19 protein-coding genes are annotated in these 16,535 nt (G+C 69.2%); 13 read left to right on the top strand and 6 right to left on the bottom strand.

The genetic code is table 11. The features are described from left to right. Window positions 1-74 precede the first annotated feature (74 nt). Window positions 75-716 (bottom strand): DUF1109 domain-containing protein, encoded by a 642-nt coding sequence (locus tag ACYJSS_RS21570; RefSeq protein WP_111260337.1) that lies wholly within the window; start codon window positions 714-716, stop codon window positions 75-77. Continuing rightward, window positions 716-1,279: a sigma-70 family RNA polymerase sigma factor gene (locus ACYJSS_RS21565; protein ID WP_111260338.1), complete on the bottom strand. Its 564-nt coding sequence runs from the start codon at window positions 1,277-1,279 to the stop codon at window positions 716-718. The genes ACYJSS_RS21570 and ACYJSS_RS21565 overlap by 1 nt, the downstream gene beginning before the upstream one ends. Window positions 1,280-1,481: 202 nt before the next feature. Between ACYJSS_RS21565 and ACYJSS_RS21560 the strand changes: the two genes are divergently transcribed. From ACYJSS_RS21560 to ACYJSS_RS21545, 4 genes are read left to right on the top strand one after another with little or no spacing between them, the layout of a single operon-like run. Further along, window positions 1,482-1,754 carry a BufA1 family periplasmic bufferin-type metallophore gene (locus ACYJSS_RS21560; protein ID WP_021217973.1) on the top strand — a complete coding sequence of 91 codons (273 nt, stop codon included), beginning with the start codon at window positions 1,482-1,484 and terminating at the stop codon, window positions 1,752-1,754. 16 nt (window positions 1,755-1,770) lie between these two features. Next, window positions 1,771-2,610: an MNIO family bufferin maturase gene (gene bufB, locus ACYJSS_RS21555; protein WP_236204995.1), complete on the top strand. Its 840-nt coding sequence runs from the start codon at window positions 1,771-1,773 to the stop codon at window positions 2,608-2,610. Continuing rightward, the gene (locus ACYJSS_RS21550; RefSeq protein WP_236204994.1) at window positions 2,607-3,392 is read left to right on the top strand and encodes an HvfC/BufC N-terminal domain-containing protein; all 786 of its coding nucleotides are present in this window, start codon (window positions 2,607-2,609) and stop codon (window positions 3,390-3,392) included. Before bufB ends, ACYJSS_RS21550 begins: the two co-directional genes overlap by 4 nt. 15 nt (window positions 3,393-3,407) lie before the next feature. Further along, complete coding sequence (locus tag ACYJSS_RS21545) at window positions 3,408-3,872, top strand: DoxX family protein (RefSeq protein ID WP_236204993.1); 465 nt, start codon at window positions 3,408-3,410, stop codon at window positions 3,870-3,872. Between the two features lie 7 nt (window positions 3,873-3,879). Here the strand turns inward: ACYJSS_RS21545 and ACYJSS_RS21540 are convergent, their stop codons facing one another. Both ACYJSS_RS21540 and ACYJSS_RS21535 read right to left on the bottom strand, forming a co-directional pair. Further along, window positions 3,880-4,476: a chalcone isomerase family protein gene (locus ACYJSS_RS21540; RefSeq protein WP_236204992.1), complete on the bottom strand. Its 597-nt coding sequence runs from the start codon at window positions 4,474-4,476 to the stop codon at window positions 3,880-3,882. A gap of 73 nt (window positions 4,477-4,549) precedes the next feature. After that, window positions 4,550-5,446, bottom strand: coding sequence for an alpha/beta fold hydrolase (locus tag ACYJSS_RS21535; protein WP_236204991.1), 897 nt, complete (start codon window positions 5,444-5,446; stop codon window positions 4,550-4,552). A 123-nt stretch (window positions 5,447-5,569) separates the two neighbouring features. Here ACYJSS_RS21535 and ACYJSS_RS21530 point away from each other — a divergent pair, with 123 nt between their 5' ends. Continuing rightward, window positions 5,570-6,334, top strand: coding sequence for a DUF2092 domain-containing protein (locus tag ACYJSS_RS21530; protein WP_236204990.1), 765 nt, complete (start codon window positions 5,570-5,572; stop codon window positions 6,332-6,334). Window positions 6,335-6,425: 91 nt separating this feature from the next. Next, window positions 6,426-7,058 (top strand): hypothetical protein, encoded by a 633-nt coding sequence (locus tag ACYJSS_RS21525; RefSeq protein WP_236204989.1) that lies wholly within the window; start codon window positions 6,426-6,428, stop codon window positions 7,056-7,058. Between the two features lie 100 nt (window positions 7,059-7,158). Here ACYJSS_RS21525 and ACYJSS_RS21520 read toward each other — a convergent pair whose 3' ends face one another. After that, window positions 7,159-8,073, bottom strand: a complete 915-nt coding sequence (locus tag ACYJSS_RS21520; protein WP_111260345.1) for a LysR family transcriptional regulator — start codon at window positions 8,071-8,073, stop codon at window positions 7,159-7,161. Between the two features lie 158 nt (window positions 8,074-8,231). Here ACYJSS_RS21520 and ACYJSS_RS21515 point away from each other — a divergent pair, with 158 nt between their 5' ends. From ACYJSS_RS21515 to hppD, 6 genes are all read left to right on the top strand, one after another. After that, window positions 8,232-9,569 (top strand): nucleobase:cation symporter-2 family protein, encoded by a 1,338-nt coding sequence (locus ACYJSS_RS21515; RefSeq protein ID WP_236204988.1) that lies wholly within the window; start codon window positions 8,232-8,234, stop codon window positions 9,567-9,569. A gap of 39 nt (window positions 9,570-9,608) precedes the next feature. Further along, the gene (locus ACYJSS_RS21510; protein WP_111260347.1) at window positions 9,609-10,115 is read left to right on the top strand and encodes a nucleoside deaminase; all 507 of its coding nucleotides are present in this window, start codon (window positions 9,609-9,611) and stop codon (window positions 10,113-10,115) included. Further along, window positions 10,112-10,468 (top strand): hydroxyisourate hydrolase, encoded by a 357-nt coding sequence (locus ACYJSS_RS21505; RefSeq protein WP_236204987.1) that lies wholly within the window; start codon window positions 10,112-10,114, stop codon window positions 10,466-10,468. Before ACYJSS_RS21510 ends, ACYJSS_RS21505 begins: the two co-directional genes overlap by 4 nt. 256 nt (window positions 10,469-10,724) lie before the next feature. Further along, window positions 10,725-12,041 (top strand): MFS transporter, encoded by a 1,317-nt coding sequence (locus ACYJSS_RS21500; protein WP_236204986.1) that lies wholly within the window; start codon window positions 10,725-10,727, stop codon window positions 12,039-12,041. Window positions 12,042-12,299: 258 nt separating this feature from the next. Then, window positions 12,300-12,935, top strand: coding sequence for a maleylacetoacetate isomerase (gene maiA, locus ACYJSS_RS21495; RefSeq protein WP_236204985.1), 636 nt, complete (start codon window positions 12,300-12,302; stop codon window positions 12,933-12,935). A gap of 164 nt (window positions 12,936-13,099) precedes the next feature. After that, a complete protein-coding gene (gene hppD / locus ACYJSS_RS21490; protein ID WP_111260351.1) occupies window positions 13,100-14,176 on the top strand; it encodes a 4-hydroxyphenylpyruvate dioxygenase in 1,077 nt (358 codons plus the stop codon). Window positions 14,177-14,349: 173 nt separating this feature from the next. Here hppD and ACYJSS_RS21485 read toward each other — a convergent pair whose 3' ends face one another. Beyond that, entirely contained in the window at window positions 14,350-15,138 is a 789-nt protein-coding gene (locus tag ACYJSS_RS21485) for an IclR family transcriptional regulator (RefSeq protein ID WP_111260352.1), read from the bottom strand. 102 nt (window positions 15,139-15,240) lie between these two features. On the opposite strand from ACYJSS_RS21485, the gene hmgA reads away from it, so the two are divergent. Further along, entirely contained in the window at window positions 15,241-16,533 is a 1,293-nt protein-coding gene (hmgA, locus tag ACYJSS_RS21480) for a homogentisate 1,2-dioxygenase (protein ID WP_111260353.1), read from the top strand. The last annotated feature ends 2 nt before the right edge of the window (window positions 16,534-16,535 follow it).

Here is a 16,535-nt window from a genome sequence, read left to right as displayed (position 1 = left end):
TCCGGAAGGCTGCGAAAGGGGACGGCGCAGCCTGCACCAGGGCGAAGCCGGAGAGCAAGCCCGGCTGTGCCGGCTCACCAGCGCAGCAGGCGCGGCCCCAGCAGCCAGCCGGCCAGGGTCGGCAGCGCCATGCCCAGCACGTACCAGACACCCCAGAACGGCACCGCCATTTCCGGGCAGTGCAGGCAGTAGACCAGCGTCGCCAGCGCTCCGGCGAGCAGGCCGCCGGCGGCCCCGGCGAGGCGCAGCCGGGTGGGTGCGAGGCCGCGAAGAGCCCAGTTCACCGCGATGAAGGCCGGTACCGAGAGCAGGGCGATGTTCAGCGGGCAGGTCCGCCACGTACTGCCGAGCACGACCGCCAGCCTGTCCCCGGCGGGCAGCGCCGCCAGCAGCACCAGGCTCGCCCCCCACACCAGCATCACGGGCGCGGCGATGGCCGCCCAGCGCGAGCCCACCGCCACGCCAGGCCGCGCCAGCCGGCCGGCGGCCCATAGCGCGCCCAGCACCAAGGCCGCCGGCAACGCCACCTTGGCCCAGAACAGGGGAGTGGCGGCCACCTCGGCCAGGTCCTTGCGCGCGCCGAAGAAACAGGCCATGAGCAGCAGCGCCCCCAACAGGCCGCAGCCGAGCGCCAGGACGAAACGCTGGGTCGAATGGAGCAGCGGCACCGTCGGGTTGTCGCTGGCGAGCATCGTAATCAGGTCATCGGTCTTCATCACTTACCTCGAATCATGTCCGCGAGCACCTTGAGCCCGCGGTGTATGCCGACCTTGACGGCAGAACTGGAAAGCCCGGTGAGCCGGGCAGTTTCCTCCACCGAAAGGCCTTCCAGCTTCACGTGGATGATCGGCAGGCGCTGCTTGTCGGGCAGCCGCTCCAGCAAGCGCCCCAGGTCACGACTGGCCTCGCCTGGCTGCGCGTCGGCCTCGTCGAACAGGCCTTCCTCGTCCAGCGGGTCGTGCAATGCCTCGCGCCGGCCACGGGCGCGGAAGTGGTCGGCCAGCTTGTAGCGCGCGATGGCCTGTACCCAGGCCGTCACCGGCTGGTCGGCACGGTAGGTGTGGCGGGCGTTGTGCACGGCCAGCAGCACCTCCTGCACCAGGTCCTCGCAATCGCTCGGCTGCCGCAGGCGACGCATCAGGAAGGCCCGCAGGTGCGCGCCGAGCTGGCCGAGAAAATCCCGGTACGCGGCCGCCTCACCCGCCAGCCCCTTGAGCAGCAGGGCTTGCAATCCGGCTTCCCGTGCTTCGAGCGCCTCTTGGTCACTAGTTCGCTTCATCGACCGTCCTGGTTACACCCCGGATGAAATTCTCCCGCCGTCGGCATCCGCCGCGCTTCGGGCGACACACGTTAGGGCGCGGCGAAAAAAATCTCAAAAAAATTTCGGCAGGCTGTAACCGGATGCGAAGTGCCGGCGAATTACCCATCGAGCCACCGGTGAAACACCGGTCGCCACCCTCAATGGAATCTGGAGATACGACATGAACAACATCGCCCTCACCGCCGCCGCCCTCGCCCTCGCCACCCTCGCCGGTGGTGCCGTCGCCGCCGACGCCAAGCCCGGCGCCATGGAGAAGTGCTACGGCGTGGCCATGGCCGGGCAGAACGACTGCAAGGCCGGCGCCGGCACCAGCTGCGCGGGCACCTCGAAGAAGGACTACCAGGGCGACGCCTGGAAGAACGTACCCGCCGGCACCTGCACCTCGATCAAGACGCCCAACGGCATGGGCTCGCTGACCCCGATCAAGTCCTGACCGACGGCCGTCGACCATGCAACGCCACGCGCCGCTGGGCGCCGGACTGGGCCTCAAGCCCGAGCACTACGAACAGGCCCACGCCTGCACGGCAACGGGCTTGTGGTTCGAAGTGCACCCGGAGAACTACATGGTCGACGGCGGCCCGCGCCTGGACTGGTTGCAGGCCATAGGCGCACGCCACCCGCTGTCGCTGCACGGGGTTTCGCTGTCCCTGGCGGCGGATTGCCCGCCCGACCCGGCCCACCTGCGGCGCCTGCGCGCCCTGGCGGACCGGGTACGGCCGGCCCTCATATCCGAGCACCTCGCCTGGTCCACCTGGCGCGGTGCCTACAACCCGGACCTGCTGCCCTTCCCCCGTACCGAGGCGGCGCTGGTCCGCATCACCGACAACATCGCCCGTACCCAGGACGCCCTGGGGCGGCGCATCGCCATCGAAAACCCCAGCCACTACCTGCGCATGGACGGCCACCGGTACCCGGAGATGGACTTCCTCGCCGAACTCAGCCGGCGCAGCGGCTGCGGGTTGCTGCTGGACCTGAACAACGTGCAGGTGAGCGCGCACAACCTGGATTTCGACCCGGTCGGCTACGTGGACGCCTTCCCCGCCGAGGCCATCCTCGAGCTGCACCTGGCCGGGCACAGCCACGACGGGGGCGGTAGCGGGCTGCTGGTGGATTCCCACGACGCGCCCATCGACGAGGCCGTGTGGGCCCTTTACCGGCGCCTGATCGGACGCATCGGCCCGCGCCCGACCCTGATCGAGCGCGACGACCACATCCCCCCGTTCGCCGAGCTGCTGGCCGAGCGCGACATCGCCCAGGCCGTGCTGGATGGCTGGGAGGTGCGGCCATGACGCTGTCCCTCGGCGCCTTCCAGGACGCCTTCATCGCGGCGGCCCGTGGCGCTCCCCTGGCCAGCGACAGCGCGGAAAGCCGACTGGTGGCCGAGCTTGCCCGCCAGGCCGGTTTCGACCTCTACCGCAATACCCTGGCGAAGGGCTGCGTGGACGCCCTGCGGGCCAACTTCCCGGCTGTGGAGCGCCTGGTGGGCGTCGACTGGTTCGGTGCCGCGGCGGCGCTGTACGCACGCCAATCGCCGCCGACCTCTGTGCAGTTGCTGGAGTACGGCCAGGGTTTCGCCGACTTCCTCGAGGCCTTCGAGCCGGCCCGCGAGCTGCCCTACCTGGGCGCGGTGGCGCGGCTGGACCGTCTCTGGGTGGAGGTCTTCGCCGCAGCGGAGCGGCCATCGCTCGCGCTCGGCGATATCGCCGACCTCGCCCCTGAAGCACTGGGCGCCCTGTGCCTGCGCCCGAGACCGGCACTGCGCTGGTTCTGGTGCACCGACATGCCGGCCTACAGCATCTGGCGCCACCAGCGCGAGGAGCAGCCCCTGCCCGACACCCTGGAGTGGCGCGGCGAAGGCGCCCTGCTGGGCCGCAGCGGCGGCCAGGTGACCTGGCAGGCACTGGGCCCGGGAGGCTGCGCCTTCCTCGACGCCTGCGCCCAGGGCCAGTCGCTGGACCAGGCCAGTGGCCTGGCCCTGGCCGCCGAACCGGCTCTCGATTTCATCGACCTGCTCGGCCGCCTGCTGGCGGCCGGCGCCTTCACCTCACTGCTCGCCGCAAGCGACACCTGACCGGAGCACCGCCCCATGGATACCCCGCATGCCCACCCGATCACGGCCGGCCCCGTGGCCCCGCGCAGCCTGGCTGCGCGCCTGCACGCCCTGCTCCCCGATGCGTTGCTGTTGCTGGTGGCACGCCTGGGCATCGCCGGGGTGTTCTTCCTCTCCGGACGCACCAAGGTGGAGGGGTTGCTGACCATCACCGACAGCACCTACGAGCTGTTCCGCAGCGAATACGCCCTGCCCCTGCTGCCGCCGGAGCTGGCCGCACACCTGGCCACCTATGCCGAGCACCTGTTCCCGTTGCTGCTGGTGCTGGGCCTGTGCACCCGCCTCTCGGCCCTGGCGCTGCTGGGCATGACGCTGGTGATCCAGGTGTTCGTCTACCCCGATGCCTGGTCCACCCACCTCAGCTGGGCCGGCCTCCTGCTGCTGCTCGTCGGGCGCGGCGCGGGCGCCTGGTCGCTGGACAGCCGGCTGGGCATGCGCTGACCGGCCGCTAGGGCTGCACCCTGCAGCACTCGGTGGCCACCGCCGCACCGGGCTCGAAGGGTGGGCGCAGGCCGCCGAGCAACTGCTCGCGCAGCTCCGGGTCCTGGGTGCGGGCATCCAGCCAGATGCCGAAGAAGGTCCGCGCGAACAGCGGGTCGCGAACCTCGTGGGGCGGGCGCCCGTCCACATAGAGGCGCCCACCGACGCCGGGCAGGTAGACGCCGGTGATGCGCTGCCCGGGCGCGACATCGACGAAGGCACGCTCCATCTCCGCCTGCCAGGCGCTCAGCCTGGCCGCATCCACCGCCTCGCCGCCGAGCCGTTGCAGGTCGTCGAGGCTGGCCTCCACCAGGGTTTCGCGGCTGATGGAGCGCCGGTAGGTGAGCTCCAGGGCGAAGGGACGGTCCTCGCCAAGCCCCGCCTCGGTGGCCCACAGCCTGGCGTCGTAGATGTGGAAGCCGTAGGCGCTGAAGGCGCCGCTGCCCACCAGACGCGCGTTGGGCACGGCCTCGTGCCAGGTATCGGCCAGGGCCTGCGGCAGGCCCAGCAGGCCGATGAGCGCGGCCACCAGAAGGTGGCATGGCGAGAAGAAGTGGATGGTCACGGTTGGCTGCTCCTGGGACGTGGATACGGACAGTCTCCTGCGGCCAGGTTGCAATATTCCGTTCGCGGCCAACCTAGCGTCGCAACAGCTCCAGCACCGCAGCGACCACATCATCCGGCGCCTCCTGGGGGATGTTGTGGCCGACGCCGGGCAGCAGCCGGCGCTGGTAGGGGCCGGTGAAATGCGCAGCGTCCTCGTCTTCCTCCGGTGGCGGGCCGACGCCGTCGTCCAGGCCGCAAAGGGAGAGGCTCGGCACTCCGATGGCCGGCTGCGCCGCCAGCTGCCGCTCGATGGACTCCAGCGCCGGGTCGCCCGGGGCGTAGCCATAGCGATGGCGGTAGGAGTGGATCACCACCTCGACGAAGTCCGGGTTGTCGAAGGCCTCCGCCGTCGCGGCGTAGGTCGTCTCGTCGAAGCGCCAGGTGGGTGACCACAGCTGCCAGAGCAGGCGGCACAGTGCACGGCGGTTCGCCTCCAGCCCCAGTTGCCCGCGCGGCGTGTGGAAGTAGAACTGATACCAGTAGCGGAACTCCTGCTCCGGGGCTGCCGGCATGCCCGAGGCGGCGATGTCCTGGATGTTGTAGCCGTCCCCCGTCACCAGCGCCCTCACCCGCTGCGGCCAGAGCGCGGCGACGATGCACGCCGCGCGCCCGCCCCAGTCGTAGCCCACCAGGGTCGCGCGCGGGATCGCCAGCGCGTCCATGAAGTCCAGCAGGTCACGTCCCAGGGCCGCCTGCTGGCCGGAGCGCGGGGTGTCGCCGGAAAGAAAACGGCCGGAGCCGTAGCCTCGCAGGTACGGCACCAGCACCCGCATTCCCTGCGCGGCCAGGGCCGGCGCCACGGCATCGTAGGCGCGCGGCGAATAGGGGAAACCGTGGAGCAGGATCACCACCTGGTCCCCGGCGCCATGCTCTTCATAGGCCAGCGCGAGGCTGGGTGTGCGGACCTTGTGGATCTCCCTTGCGGTCATGCCGTGCTCCTTCATCGATGATCGGGACAGCTTAGCCAGCCGCCGCCGAACCGCCGGCCGGAACCAACTCCGCGGCCCTGGAACCTAACGACCATCGACAGCCTCGCACCGAGGTCACCCGCCATGCCCGCCTCTCTCCAGCGCCCCTTGCTCGTCCTGGCCCTCGCCCTCGTCACCTGCACCGCCCTGGCCGCCGAGGAAGACGCCCCCGACCCCGGCGCCCTCGCCGCCCTGGTGAGGATGGGCGAATACCTGCGCGGCCTGCAGCAGTACGCCATAGACGCCGAAAGCGACAGCGACCAGTTGCTGGAAAACGGCCAGGCGCTGGTGGTGCATGCCCGCACCCAACTGCTGGTGAGCGCGCCGGACAAGCTGCGCGTGCAGATGACGAGCCCCGATTACCAGCGCAGCCTGTTCTACGACGGCCAGCAGTTCACCCTCTACGACAGCCGCCAGGGCTACTTCGGCCGGGAGGTGGCACCCACCAGCCAGGAGGAACTGCTGGCCCTGCTGGGCGAGCGCTACGGCATCCAGCTGCCGCTGGCCGATCTCATCCACTGGGGCCCGGACACCGCCCAGCGGGTGGGCATTGGCAGCGCCCTGCATGTCGGCACCGAGCAGGTCGGCGACCAGAGCTGCGAACACTACGCCTACCGCCAGCCAGGGCTGGACTGGCAGCTTTGGCTGCGCCAGGGCGACGAGCCCTTGCCCTGCAAGAGGGTGCTGACCCGCCTCGACCAACCCGAGCGCCCGCGCCACAGCGTGACTTACCAGTGGGACACCCTGCCCATGGTCGGCCCCACCGACTTCGTATTCACCCCACCCGAGGGCGCGAAGCCGGTGCCGTTGCTGGAGTTGCAGGCGGGGGTGGACGGCACGCCGCGATAAGCACGACCCGCCATGGACAGCCCACAGGCCAAACGCTAATTTCTGCCGCCCGACGCCCTCCCGCCGAGGCGTCCCGACAAGGAGCGTCCCATTGAAATACCTGATCGCCCTGCTGCTGGCCCTCGGCCTGTCGGGCTGCCAGACCGGCCAGAGCAGCCCGTTCCTGCCCCAGGACATCCCGGCCGCCGGCCCTTACCGGCACGACGGCACCGGCATCGTCTTCCCGACCACCTCCGGCATCTTCCTCCGCACCCGGATCCTGCGCTTCGACGAGCAGGCCCGGCACATCATGGTGGCCTACAACTCCGAGCTGATCGCCCAGCCCGTCATCCTCAACGCCTATGTCTACCCGGCGCCGCAGGGCAGCTCGTTCGGCTCACCGGCGGATGTCAGCGCAGCAGCCCGGCACCAACTGGTGCTCAACCACCAGCAACAGCAGAAGCAGGAAATCCTCGCCCTCCACAAGACCGGCAAGCTGGTCGGCGAGCAACCGGTGACCCTGGACTACCGGGGCCAGGCCATCACCGGCCTGCGCGCGGACTTCGAATTCGTCGAGCCCTTCGCCGGCGAAGTGCAACCGATCCGCTCCTCGCTCTACCTGTTCGAGCTGGGCGACAGCATGCTCAAGTTCCGCGTCTCCGCGCCCGCCTCGGTGGACAGCGAGGCGGCGGTCAAGGCGATGATCGAGGGGATTGCGGGCAGCTCGGCTGGGGAACCGCTTTGAAGCAGTGGTCTGATCGCACGGCGCGAGCCCCGTAGCCCGGGCTTCAGCCCGGGACGCCCACCGCACCCGCGCCCCTCGCTGAACCGGGCTGCCACGCACTTCACAGGGTCGTCGCCCGGCCCTGGCTGTCCAGCTCGAACACCTTGTTGCGCATCAGCCGCTCGCGCAGCCAGCGTTGCGCCTGGCCGCGCCCGTGGCGGCGCTGCCAGAGCAGGTCGACGCCCACCAGCCAGTCGGTGAAGGGGTAGGCGGCGAGCTGCAGCTCCACCAGCTCGCCGGCGGCCAGCTCGCGGCGCACGAGCTGGCGCGGCAGGGTCGCCCAGCCGAGGCCGGCGCGGACCATTTCCACCAGGGCCATGTAGCTCTCCGCCTGCCACAGGCGCGTGGCGCGCAGGTATTCGCTGCTGGGCAGCTTGCTGGCGTGGGCGCTGAAGGCCAGGCGGCGGTGGGCGTGCAGGTCGGCGAAGCCGACCTCGCCGCGTTGGGCCAGCGGATGTCCGGGGTGGGTGACGTGGACCATCACCAGCTTGCCCATCTGCTGGAACTCCAGTTCGCGCGGGTATTCCGGCTGGGAGAAGGCGATGCCCAGTTCCACCTCGCCGCGCTGGAGCATGCCGGCGACATCGCCGCTGTGCGGGTGGCGGACGATCAGGTCGACATGGGGAAAGGCCTGCTCGAACTCGCACAGCACCGGCATGACCGTGCTGTAGGGCACCTCGATGGCGAGGGTGAGGTGGGCTTCGGTCTCACCCGCCAGGCTGTCGGCATGGCCCTGCAACGCCAGGCAGCGCTCCAGCACGGCCTCGGCCTCCAGCTGCAGTTTCTGGCCAGCGGCGGTGAGGCCGGGAATGCGCGTGGAGCGGTCGAACAGCTCGACGCCCAGGTCGGCCTCCAGGTTGGCGATGGCGGCGCTGACGGTGGACTGGGTGCGCCCAAGGTGCCGCGCCGCCGCCGAGAAGGACCCGGCCTGCACCACGGCGACGAACACCTGCAGCTGATCGAGAGAAAACCGCATCGCACCACCCTCCAACCATCGATGAAGACGATGGTTATTCATTTGATCCATCGCCAACAAGCCCCTGAAGATGCGGGCGAGCCAGCACTGCCTCCTCGAAACGCTGGGCAACCCGAATCCCATAACAAGAAACGTTGCACCTTCAGGAGAACGCCCCCATGAGCCACCCCACGCCCCATCCCGTCGACCAGCTTCTGCCGGTGCGACAGCTCCTCACCTATGGCCTGCAACACGTGCTGGTGCTCTACGCCGGCGCCGTGGCGGTGCCGCTGATCCTCGGCAGCGCCCTGGGCCTGAGCAATGCGCAGATCGTCCTGCTGATCAACGCCAACCTGCTCACCTCCGGCATCGCCACGCTGGTCCAGACCCTGGGCTTCTGGAAATTCGGCGCGCGCCTGCCGCTGGTACAGGCCTGCTCGTTCATCGCCCTGGCGCCGATGATCATGATCGGTAAGGAGTTCGGCCTGCCCCAGGTGTTCGGCGCGGTGATCGCCGCCGGTGCCATCACCATCGCCCTGGCGCCGGTGTTCAGCCGCCTGTTGCGCTTCTTCCCACCGGTGGTGATCGGCAGCCTGATCACCACCATCGGCATCTCGCTGATGCCTGCCGCCGCCATCTGGCTCGGCGGCGGCAACCCCGGCGCGGCAGATTTCGGCGCCCCGGCCAACCTCTTGCTTGGCCTGGCCACGGTGGCCATCACCCTGGTGGTGTACGCGCGCTTTTCCGGCTTCATCGGCAACCTCGCCGTGCTCATCGGCCTGCTGCTGGGCAGCCTGCTGGCGGCGGCATGCGGCATGACCGACTTCAGCCGTGTCGGCGAGGCGGCCTGGTTCGAACTCTCCGCCCCCATGGCCTTCGGCGCGCCGCAGTTCTCGCTGACGCCGATCCTGATCATGACCCTGGCGATGCTGGTGATCATGGCCGAGACCACCGGCAACTGCCTCGCCATCGGCCAGCTCACCGGCAGGTCGATCGATGCACGCACCCTGGGCAACGCCTTCCGCGCGGACGGCCTGTCGACGGTGATCGGCGGGCTGTTCAACAGCTTCCCCTACAACGCCTTCACCCAGAACACCGGGCTGATCGCCCTGTCGCAGGTCAAGAGCCGCTTCGTGGTGGCCGCGGCCGGCGGGATCATGGTGCTGATGGGCCTGTTCCCCAAGCTCGGCGCGCTGATCGCTGCCGTGCCGACGCCGGTGCTCGGCGGCGGCGCCATCGTGATGTTCGGCATGACGACCGTGGCGGGCATCCAGGAGCTGTCGCGGGTGCGCTTCGAAGGCACGCGCAACGCCATCGTGGTCGCCGTCTCGGTGAGCGTCGGCGTGCTGCCGATGTCCTTCCCCGCCCTCTTCGCCCATGCCCATGGCGCCCTGAAGCTGGTGCTGGAGAGCGGCATCTTCCTCGGCGCCATCACCGCCATCGTCCTCAACCTGCTGCTCAACGGCCGCGCGCACAGCGAGCCGCACGCCCAAGGTGCGACCGACCTCGCCGACTGATTTCCCGCGCCCTGCGCACCCACTGCCAAGGAGTCACCCATGACCTTCACCCAACTGGTCCCTGCCGGGGTCACCGAGCTCGACCTGGAGCTGCTGCGCGAGTCCATCCGCCTTTCCCGGGAATCGCGCCAGCGCGGCCGCCATCCCTTCGCCGCCCTGGTGGCCGACCGCGACGGCAAGGTGATCGCCCGTGCCGGCAACAACTCGATGCCACCTGAAGGCGACCCGACCCAGCACGCCGAACTGGTGGCGGTGGCCGAGGCCGCGCGCCTGCTGGGCCCGGAGGAGCTGGCCGGATGCACCCTCTACACCAGTGCCGAGCCCTGCTGCATGTGCGCCGGTGCGGTGTACTGGACCGGTGTCGGGCGGGTGGTCTATGCCCTCTCGGAGCACGCGCTGCTGGGGCTGACCGGGGCCCACCCGGAGAACCCGACCTTCTCCCTGCCCTGCCGCGAGGTGTTCGCCCGGGGCCAGCGCCAGGTCACGGTGCTGGGGCCGATGCTGGAACACGAAGCGGCGGCGCCCCACGAGGGCTTCTGGACGTGAAGGGCCTTTCCATCCATGTCGTGGACGTCGCCCGTGGCTGCGTCGCCGAAGGGCTGGAGCTGCAGGTGGAGCGCCTGGAAGGCGAGCGTCGCGAGCTGATCCACGCCGGGCGCATCGGCGCTGACGGCCTGCTCGCCGGGCTGGCCGGCGAAGCCGGGCGCTGCAGCGCAGGTGTCTACGAAGTCAGCCTGCAGGTGGCGGACTTCTACCGCGCCCAGGGCATGGTCCTACCCGAGCCGGCCTTCCTCGACCTGCTGGTCTACCGCTTCGGCATCGCCGATACGGGGCAGCACTACCACCTGCCCTTCAAGCTCACCGCCTGGGGCGTCTCCTGCTTCCGGGGCGGTGCCTGAGCCCGGCCTGCGCCGGGCCCCAAGCCGGCAGTTCCGTGCTTGTGCCCCTGCGGGTGCAGGCACGGAAATGCCCGCCATCGGCCCGGTCGCACCGGCTGCGGCAGGAACCGGGCAGGGTCGCGCCGGTGTCGCTGTCGGCTGGCTGCGGGTCGCATCCGGGGGGCCAGGTCGCGGGCAGGCTCGGTAGGTTGCCGGCAGGAGGACGCCAAGGCCCAGGCTGGATGCGTCCGTGACCACCGGAAGGCTCGGAGCGACCATGACCATCCAGGATATTTCCCACGCCACCTCATCCGTCGATCCGGCGACCTTGCGCAAGGTCATCGCCGCCTCGGCCATCGGCAACTTCGTCGAATGGTTCGACTTTGCCGTGTACGGCTTCCTCGCGGTGACCCTCGCCAGCCTGTTCTTCCCACCGGGCAATGCCTCCCTCGCGCTGCTGCAGACCTTCGCCGTGTTTGCCGTGTCATTCGCCCTGCGCCCGCTGGGCGGGATCGTCTTCGGCATCCTCGGGGACAAGGTCGGGCGCAAGCGCATCCTGGCCATCACGGTGTTGCTGATGGCCGCGGCCACCACGCTGATCGGCCTCTTGCCGACCTATGCCTCCATCGGCCTGCTCGCCCCGCTGTTGCTGGCCCTGGCCCGCTGCATCCAGGGCTTTTCCGCCGGCGGGGAGTACGCCGGCGCCTGCGCGTTCGTCATGGAGCACGCGCCTCCCGAGCAGAAGGCCCGGTACGGCAGCTTCGTCCCGGTGTCGACGTTCATGGCCTTCGCCGCCGCCGCAGGCATCGTGTTCGGCATGGGGCTGCTGCTGTCCGAGGCCCAGATGCAGGGCTGGGGCTGGCGCGTGCCCTTCCTGGTCGCGGCTCCCCTGGGGCTGATCGGCCTGTACATGCGCCTGCACCTGGACGAGTCGCCGGCGTTCCGTGCCCTGGCGGCGGCCCCGCAGGCCGCCCACTCGCCGTTGAAGGAAACCCTGCAGGAGCATGGCCGCACCATCCTCTGCCTGTCGGCCTTCATTTCCGCCACGGCGCTGTCGTTCTATACCTTCACCACCTACCTCACCACCTACATGCAGGTGGTCGGCGGTGCCTCGCGGCCGACCGCCCTGCTCGCCAGCCTGATGGCCCTGCTGTTCGCCGCCTTGCTGTGCCCGCTGGTGGGGCGCTATTCGGACTGGGTGGGGCGTCGGCGCACCATCGTCACGGGGTGCGCCTGCCTGATCGTCGCGGTCTACCCCGCCTTCGTGCTGGCCGCGTCGGGCAGCCTGCTGGCCGCGGCGCTAGGGGCGATGCTGCTGGCGGTGGGGGCGGTGATCTGTGGCGTGGTGACGGCCGTGCTGCTGTCCGAACAGTTCCCGACGCAGGTGCGCTACACCGCCTCGGCATTCACCTACAACCTGGCGTACACGGTCTTCGGGGGCACCGCACCGCTGGTGGCGACCTGGCTGATCGAGCAGACCGGCGACCGCCTGTCACCGGCCCTCTACCTGATCGCCATTGCGCTGCTGGCGCTGGCCGGTGGCCTGGCACTGCCGGAGTCGTCCCGACGTTCCCTGGACTACCAGCCGGAATGACAGCCGCCGCGACCCGGCACGGGCCGCCGGTGCTCAGCCCCGCAGGCGCGCGCACGAGGCTGGCGCCCTGTCGCTGAGCGGCGGCGGAACATCCCGCCCGCCTGGGGACTCGAACGTCCGGATGCCCCAGGCGAGCGGATTATTCGAACGCCGGACTTGCCGCAGCGTCAAAAATTACGCAGAGTGTAAATAGATTATGAAAACAACAGCGTCAGCGGTGAGCCTGCCGACCGACGCGCTGCCCTGCGAGTGCCTGCCATGGACCTGTACACCTACTACCGCTCCACGTCGTCCTACCGCGTACGCATCGCGCTCGCGCTGAAGGGGCTGGAGGTCCGGCACGTACCGGTCAACCTGATCCGCGACGGCGGCGAGCACCACCAGCCGGCGTACCGCGCGATCAACCCCCAGGGCCGCGTCCCCGCCCTGCGCACCGACTCCGGCGAGGTACTGATCCAGTCACCCGCCATCATCGAATACCTCGAAGAGACCCACCCGCAGCCGCCCCTGCTGCCGGGCGATGCGCTGCAGCGTGCACGCCAGCGCCAGGTCGCCGCGCTGATCGGCTGCGATATCCACCCGCTGCACAACGTCGCGGTGCTCAACCGCCTGCGCAAGATGGGCACCGACGAGGACGGCGTGAGCGCCTGGATCGGCCACTGGATCAACGAAGGCCTGGCCGCCGTCGAGGCACTGATCGGTGACGACGGTTTCTGCTTCGGCGCCCAGCCGGGCCTGGCGGACGTCTATCTGCTGCCCCAGCTCTACGCCGCCCGACGCTTTGCCGTGGACCTGGCGCCCTACCCGCGTATTCTCAGGGTCGAGCGCCTGGCCCTGGAGCACCCGGCCTTCCGCACCGCCCACCCGGACGCCCAGGCCGACAAGCCGGCCTGAGGAGCGCACATGCAGACCCTCGGTTTCAAAGTCACCATCGGCGATTTTCTCGCCCGCAGCGTGCGCGGAGTCTCCTGCGCGCCGCCCTCGCACGCCTGAATCGCCGCCGTACCGACTTTCATCCGATTCAGGCGCCGCCGCGCGCCACTGCAAGGAGCCAGAACATGGCCGACATCTTTGAAAACCCCATGGGCCTGATGGGCTTCGAATTCATCGAGCTGGCATCACCCGTGCCGAACCTGCTGGAACCGATCTTCGCCAGCATGGGCTTCACCAAGGTGGCTACCCACCGCTCCAAGGACGTGCACCTGTATCGCCAGGGCGAGATCAACCTGATCCTCAACAACGAGCCCAAGAGCCTCGCGTCCTATTTCGCCGCCGAACACGGCCCGTCCGTATGCGGCATGGCCTTCCGCGTGAAGAACGCGCACCAGGCCTACGCCCGTGCCCTGGAGCTGGGCGCCCAGCCGATCGAGATCCCCACCGGCCCGATGGAGTTGCGCCTGCCGGCGATCAAGGGCATCGGCGGCGCGCCGCTGTACCTGATCGACCGCTTCGGCGAGGGCTCGTCCATCTACGACATCGACTTCGAGTTCATCGAGGGCGTGGACCGCAACCCCAAGGGCGCGGGGCTGAAGATCATCGACCACCTCACCCACAACGTGTACCGCGGCCGCATGGCCTACTGGGCGGACTTCTACGAGAAGCTGTTCAACTTCCGCGAGATCCGCTACTTCGACATCAAGGGCGAGTACACCGGCCTGACCTCCAAGGCCATGACCGCGCCGGACGGCATGATCCGCATCCCGCTCAACGAGGAATCCTCCAAGGGCGCCGGGCAGATCGAGGAATTCCTCATGCAGTTCAACGGCGAGGGCATCCAGCACGTGGCCTTCCTCACCGACGACCTGATCAGCACCTGGGACAACCTCAAGGCCCTGGGCATGCGCTTCATGACCGCCCCGCCGACCACCTACTACGAGATGCTCGAAGGGCGCATCCCCAACCACGGCGAGCCGGTGGAGCAGCTGCAGAGCCGCGGCATCCTGCTCGACGGCTCCGCCGATGCGAACGACCGTCGCCTGCTGCTGCAGATCTTTTCGGAAACCCTGATGGGCCCGGTGTTCTTCGAGTTCATCCAGCGCAAGGGCGACGATGGCTTCGGCGAGGGCAACTTCAAGGCGCTGTTCGAATCCATCGAACGCGACCAGATCCGCCGGGGCGTGCTCGCCACCGAGTGAGTCACCGCCGCAACGAAAAAGCCCGCATCAGCGGGCTTTTTCATGGGCATCACCCGCGACTCCAGGATGGGTAGGGCGGCATCCCTCGAGCTCCGCGAACTACCACCGCACAGCGCCAACCGCATGGGTTTCGCTTCGCTCTACCCATCCTACGGACTGAACAGGGCAGATGCTCAAGCCGGACGAATGCCCGCCATGCGCGCGGTGATGGATTCGGCCGCCTGCTTCAGCAACTGCGCCGCGCGGCCGCTGGCTTCGGCCTGGAAGCCGCTGGCGGCGCCGACCACGGTGACCACCCCGGCGATCTGCTGACCCACAGCGAACACCGGTGCGGAGAGCGCGTTCACCCCCGGCATCAGCAGCCCATGCACGTGGTGCAGGCCGCTGGCGCGGATCTCGGCGATCTGCTTGCGCAGCGCCTTGGCATCGGGCACGCCGGGCAGGTTCGCCTCCTCCTCGCGCAGCGGCGCCGTCTCGGCGTCGGGCAGGTAGCTGGCGAATACCAGGCCGGTGGAGGAGCCCAGCAGCGGCAGCACGGAGCCCACGCGGGTGACCAGGGTCACCGCGCGCAGCGGTTGCTCGACATGCACCACGGTGGGCCCCTTGTTGCCCCAGACGGCGAGGAAGCAGGTTTCGTTGAGCGCATCGCGCAGCTCCGACAGCTGCGGCGTGGCGGCCCGCACCACATCCAGCCGGCCGATGGCGGCGAGGCCGACGAACAGCGCCTCACGTCCCAGGCCGTAATGGTTGGTGGCGGCGTCCTGTTCGGCGAAGCCGCTGGCGATCAGCGCCTGCAGGTAGCGGTGGACCTTGGCCGCCGGCATGCCGACATGCTCCGCCAGGCGTGACAGGGAAGTGGCCGGCGCCAGTTCGGCGAGCCCCTTGAGAATGTCGGTGCCGACTTCGGCCGCCTGCACCTTCTGCCGCTTGGGCGCCTCGGCGTCGTCCCGTTGGATGGCCATCTACTACCTCGGTTGGCAATGGAGGCGCTGTTATAGCTTGACCCCCTCAGGCTTTCAAATTACGTTATCCGTAATTCAATTACAAAAAACACAGAGGTTCTCATGAGCTCCTCGCTGCCCCTCGCCTACCAATCCGGCTTCAACAACCAGTTCACCAGCGAAGCGCTGCCGGGCGCCCTGCCCAGCGGGCAGAACTCGCCCCAGCGCGCGCCTTACGGGCTCTATGCCGAGCAGTTCTCCGGCACCGCCTTCACCGTGCCCCGCGCCGAGGCCCGCCGTACCTGGCTGTACCGCATCCGCCCGTCCGCCGCGCACCCGCGCTTCCAGCGCCTGGAGCGGCAGATTCCCGGCCGCCAGCTGGGTCCGGTCGAACCCAACCGCCTGCGCTGGGACGCCCACGACATCCCCGCCGAGCGCACCGATTTCATCGACGGCCTGCTGACCATCGCCGCCACCGCCGACCCCGAGCAGGCGTCCGGTGTCAGCGTGCACATCTACCGCGCCAACACCTCCATGCAGCGCGTGTTCTTCAACGCCGATGGCGAATGGCTGATCGTCCCCGAACAGGGCCGCCTGCGCCTGGCCACCGAGCTGGGCCTGCTGGACGTGGAGCCCCTGGAGATCGCGGTGATCCCGCGTGGCATGAAGTTCCGCGTCGAGCTGCTGGATGAGAGCGCCCGGGGCTACATCTGCGAGAACCATGGCGTCGCACTGCGCATTCCCGACCTCGGCCCCATCGGCAGCAACGGCCTGGCCAACCCGCGTGACTTCCTCGCCCCGGTGGCGCATTTCGAGGACATCGACGCCCCCGTGACCCTGGTGCAGAAGTTCCTCGGCGAGCTCTGGGCCACCGAGCTGGACCACTCGCCCCTGGACGTGGTCGCCTGGCATGGCAACAACGTGCCCTACAAGTACGACCTGCGCCTGTTCAACACCATCGGCACGGTCAGCTACGACCACCCGGACCCGTCGATCTTCACCGTGCTGACCTCACCCAGCGACACCCCCGGCATGGCCAACGTCGACTTCGTGATCTTCCCGCCGCGCTGGATGGTGGCCGAGAAGACCTTCCGCCCGCCGTGGTTCCACCGCAACCTGATGAACGAGTTCATGGGCCTGATCCAGGGCGCCTACGACGCCAAGGCCGGCGGCTTCACCCCTGGCGGTGCCTCGCTGCACAACTGCATGAGCGCCCACGGCCCGGACAACGCCAGCACCAGCGCCGCCATCAACGCGGAACTCAAGCCGCACAAGCTCGATCACACCATGGCGTTCATGTTCGAAACCGGCCGCGTGCTGCGGCCGAGCCGCCATGCCCTCGAATGCCCGCAGCTGCAGAACGACTACGACGCCTGCTGGAACGGCATGGCCAAGACCTTCAATGGCAGGAACTGACC

The organism is Pseudomonas sp. No.21 (assembly GCF_054558415.1).
Note: the sequence above shows the minus strand (reverse complement) of the source record. Positions and strands in the feature narration are given on the sequence as shown.

Excerpts from the sequence above, each read along its gene's own strand:
- ACYJSS_RS21570 (WP_111260337.1), bottom strand. The coding sequence starts at position 716 with ATGAAGACCGATGACCTGATTACGATGCTCGCCAGCGACAACCCGACG.
- ACYJSS_RS21565 (WP_111260338.1), bottom strand. The coding sequence starts at position 1,279 with ATGAAGCGAACTAGTGACCAAGAGGCGCTCGAAGCACGGGAAGCCGGA.
- ACYJSS_RS21560 (WP_021217973.1), top strand. The coding sequence starts at position 1,482 with ATGAACAACATCGCCCTCACCGCCGCCGCCCTCGCCCTCGCCACCCTC.
- bufB (WP_236204995.1), top strand. The coding sequence starts at position 1,771 with ATGCAACGCCACGCGCCGCTGGGCGCCGGACTGGGCCTCAAGCCCGAG.
- ACYJSS_RS21550 (WP_236204994.1), top strand. The coding sequence starts at position 2,607 with ATGACGCTGTCCCTCGGCGCCTTCCAGGACGCCTTCATCGCGGCGGCC.
- ACYJSS_RS21545 (WP_236204993.1), top strand. The coding sequence starts at position 3,408 with ATGGATACCCCGCATGCCCACCCGATCACGGCCGGCCCCGTGGCCCCG.
- ACYJSS_RS21535 (WP_236204991.1), bottom strand. The coding sequence starts at position 5,446 with ATGACCGCAAGGGAGATCCACAAGGTCCGCACACCCAGCCTCGCGCTG.
- ACYJSS_RS21530 (WP_236204990.1), top strand. The coding sequence starts at position 5,570 with ATGCCCGCCTCTCTCCAGCGCCCCTTGCTCGTCCTGGCCCTCGCCCTC.
- ACYJSS_RS21520 (WP_111260345.1), bottom strand. The coding sequence starts at position 8,073 with ATGCGGTTTTCTCTCGATCAGCTGCAGGTGTTCGTCGCCGTGGTGCAG.
- ACYJSS_RS21515 (WP_236204988.1), top strand. The coding sequence starts at position 8,232 with ATGAGCCACCCCACGCCCCATCCCGTCGACCAGCTTCTGCCGGTGCGA.
- ACYJSS_RS21510 (WP_111260347.1), top strand. The coding sequence starts at position 9,609 with ATGACCTTCACCCAACTGGTCCCTGCCGGGGTCACCGAGCTCGACCTG.
- ACYJSS_RS21500 (WP_236204986.1), top strand. The coding sequence starts at position 10,725 with ATGACCATCCAGGATATTTCCCACGCCACCTCATCCGTCGATCCGGCG.
- maiA (WP_236204985.1), top strand. The coding sequence starts at position 12,300 with ATGGACCTGTACACCTACTACCGCTCCACGTCGTCCTACCGCGTACGC.
- hppD (WP_111260351.1), top strand. The coding sequence starts at position 13,100 with ATGGCCGACATCTTTGAAAACCCCATGGGCCTGATGGGCTTCGAATTC.
- ACYJSS_RS21485 (WP_111260352.1), bottom strand. The coding sequence starts at position 15,138 with ATGGCCATCCAACGGGACGACGCCGAGGCGCCCAAGCGGCAGAAGGTG.
- hmgA (WP_111260353.1), top strand. The coding sequence starts at position 15,241 with ATGAGCTCCTCGCTGCCCCTCGCCTACCAATCCGGCTTCAACAACCAG.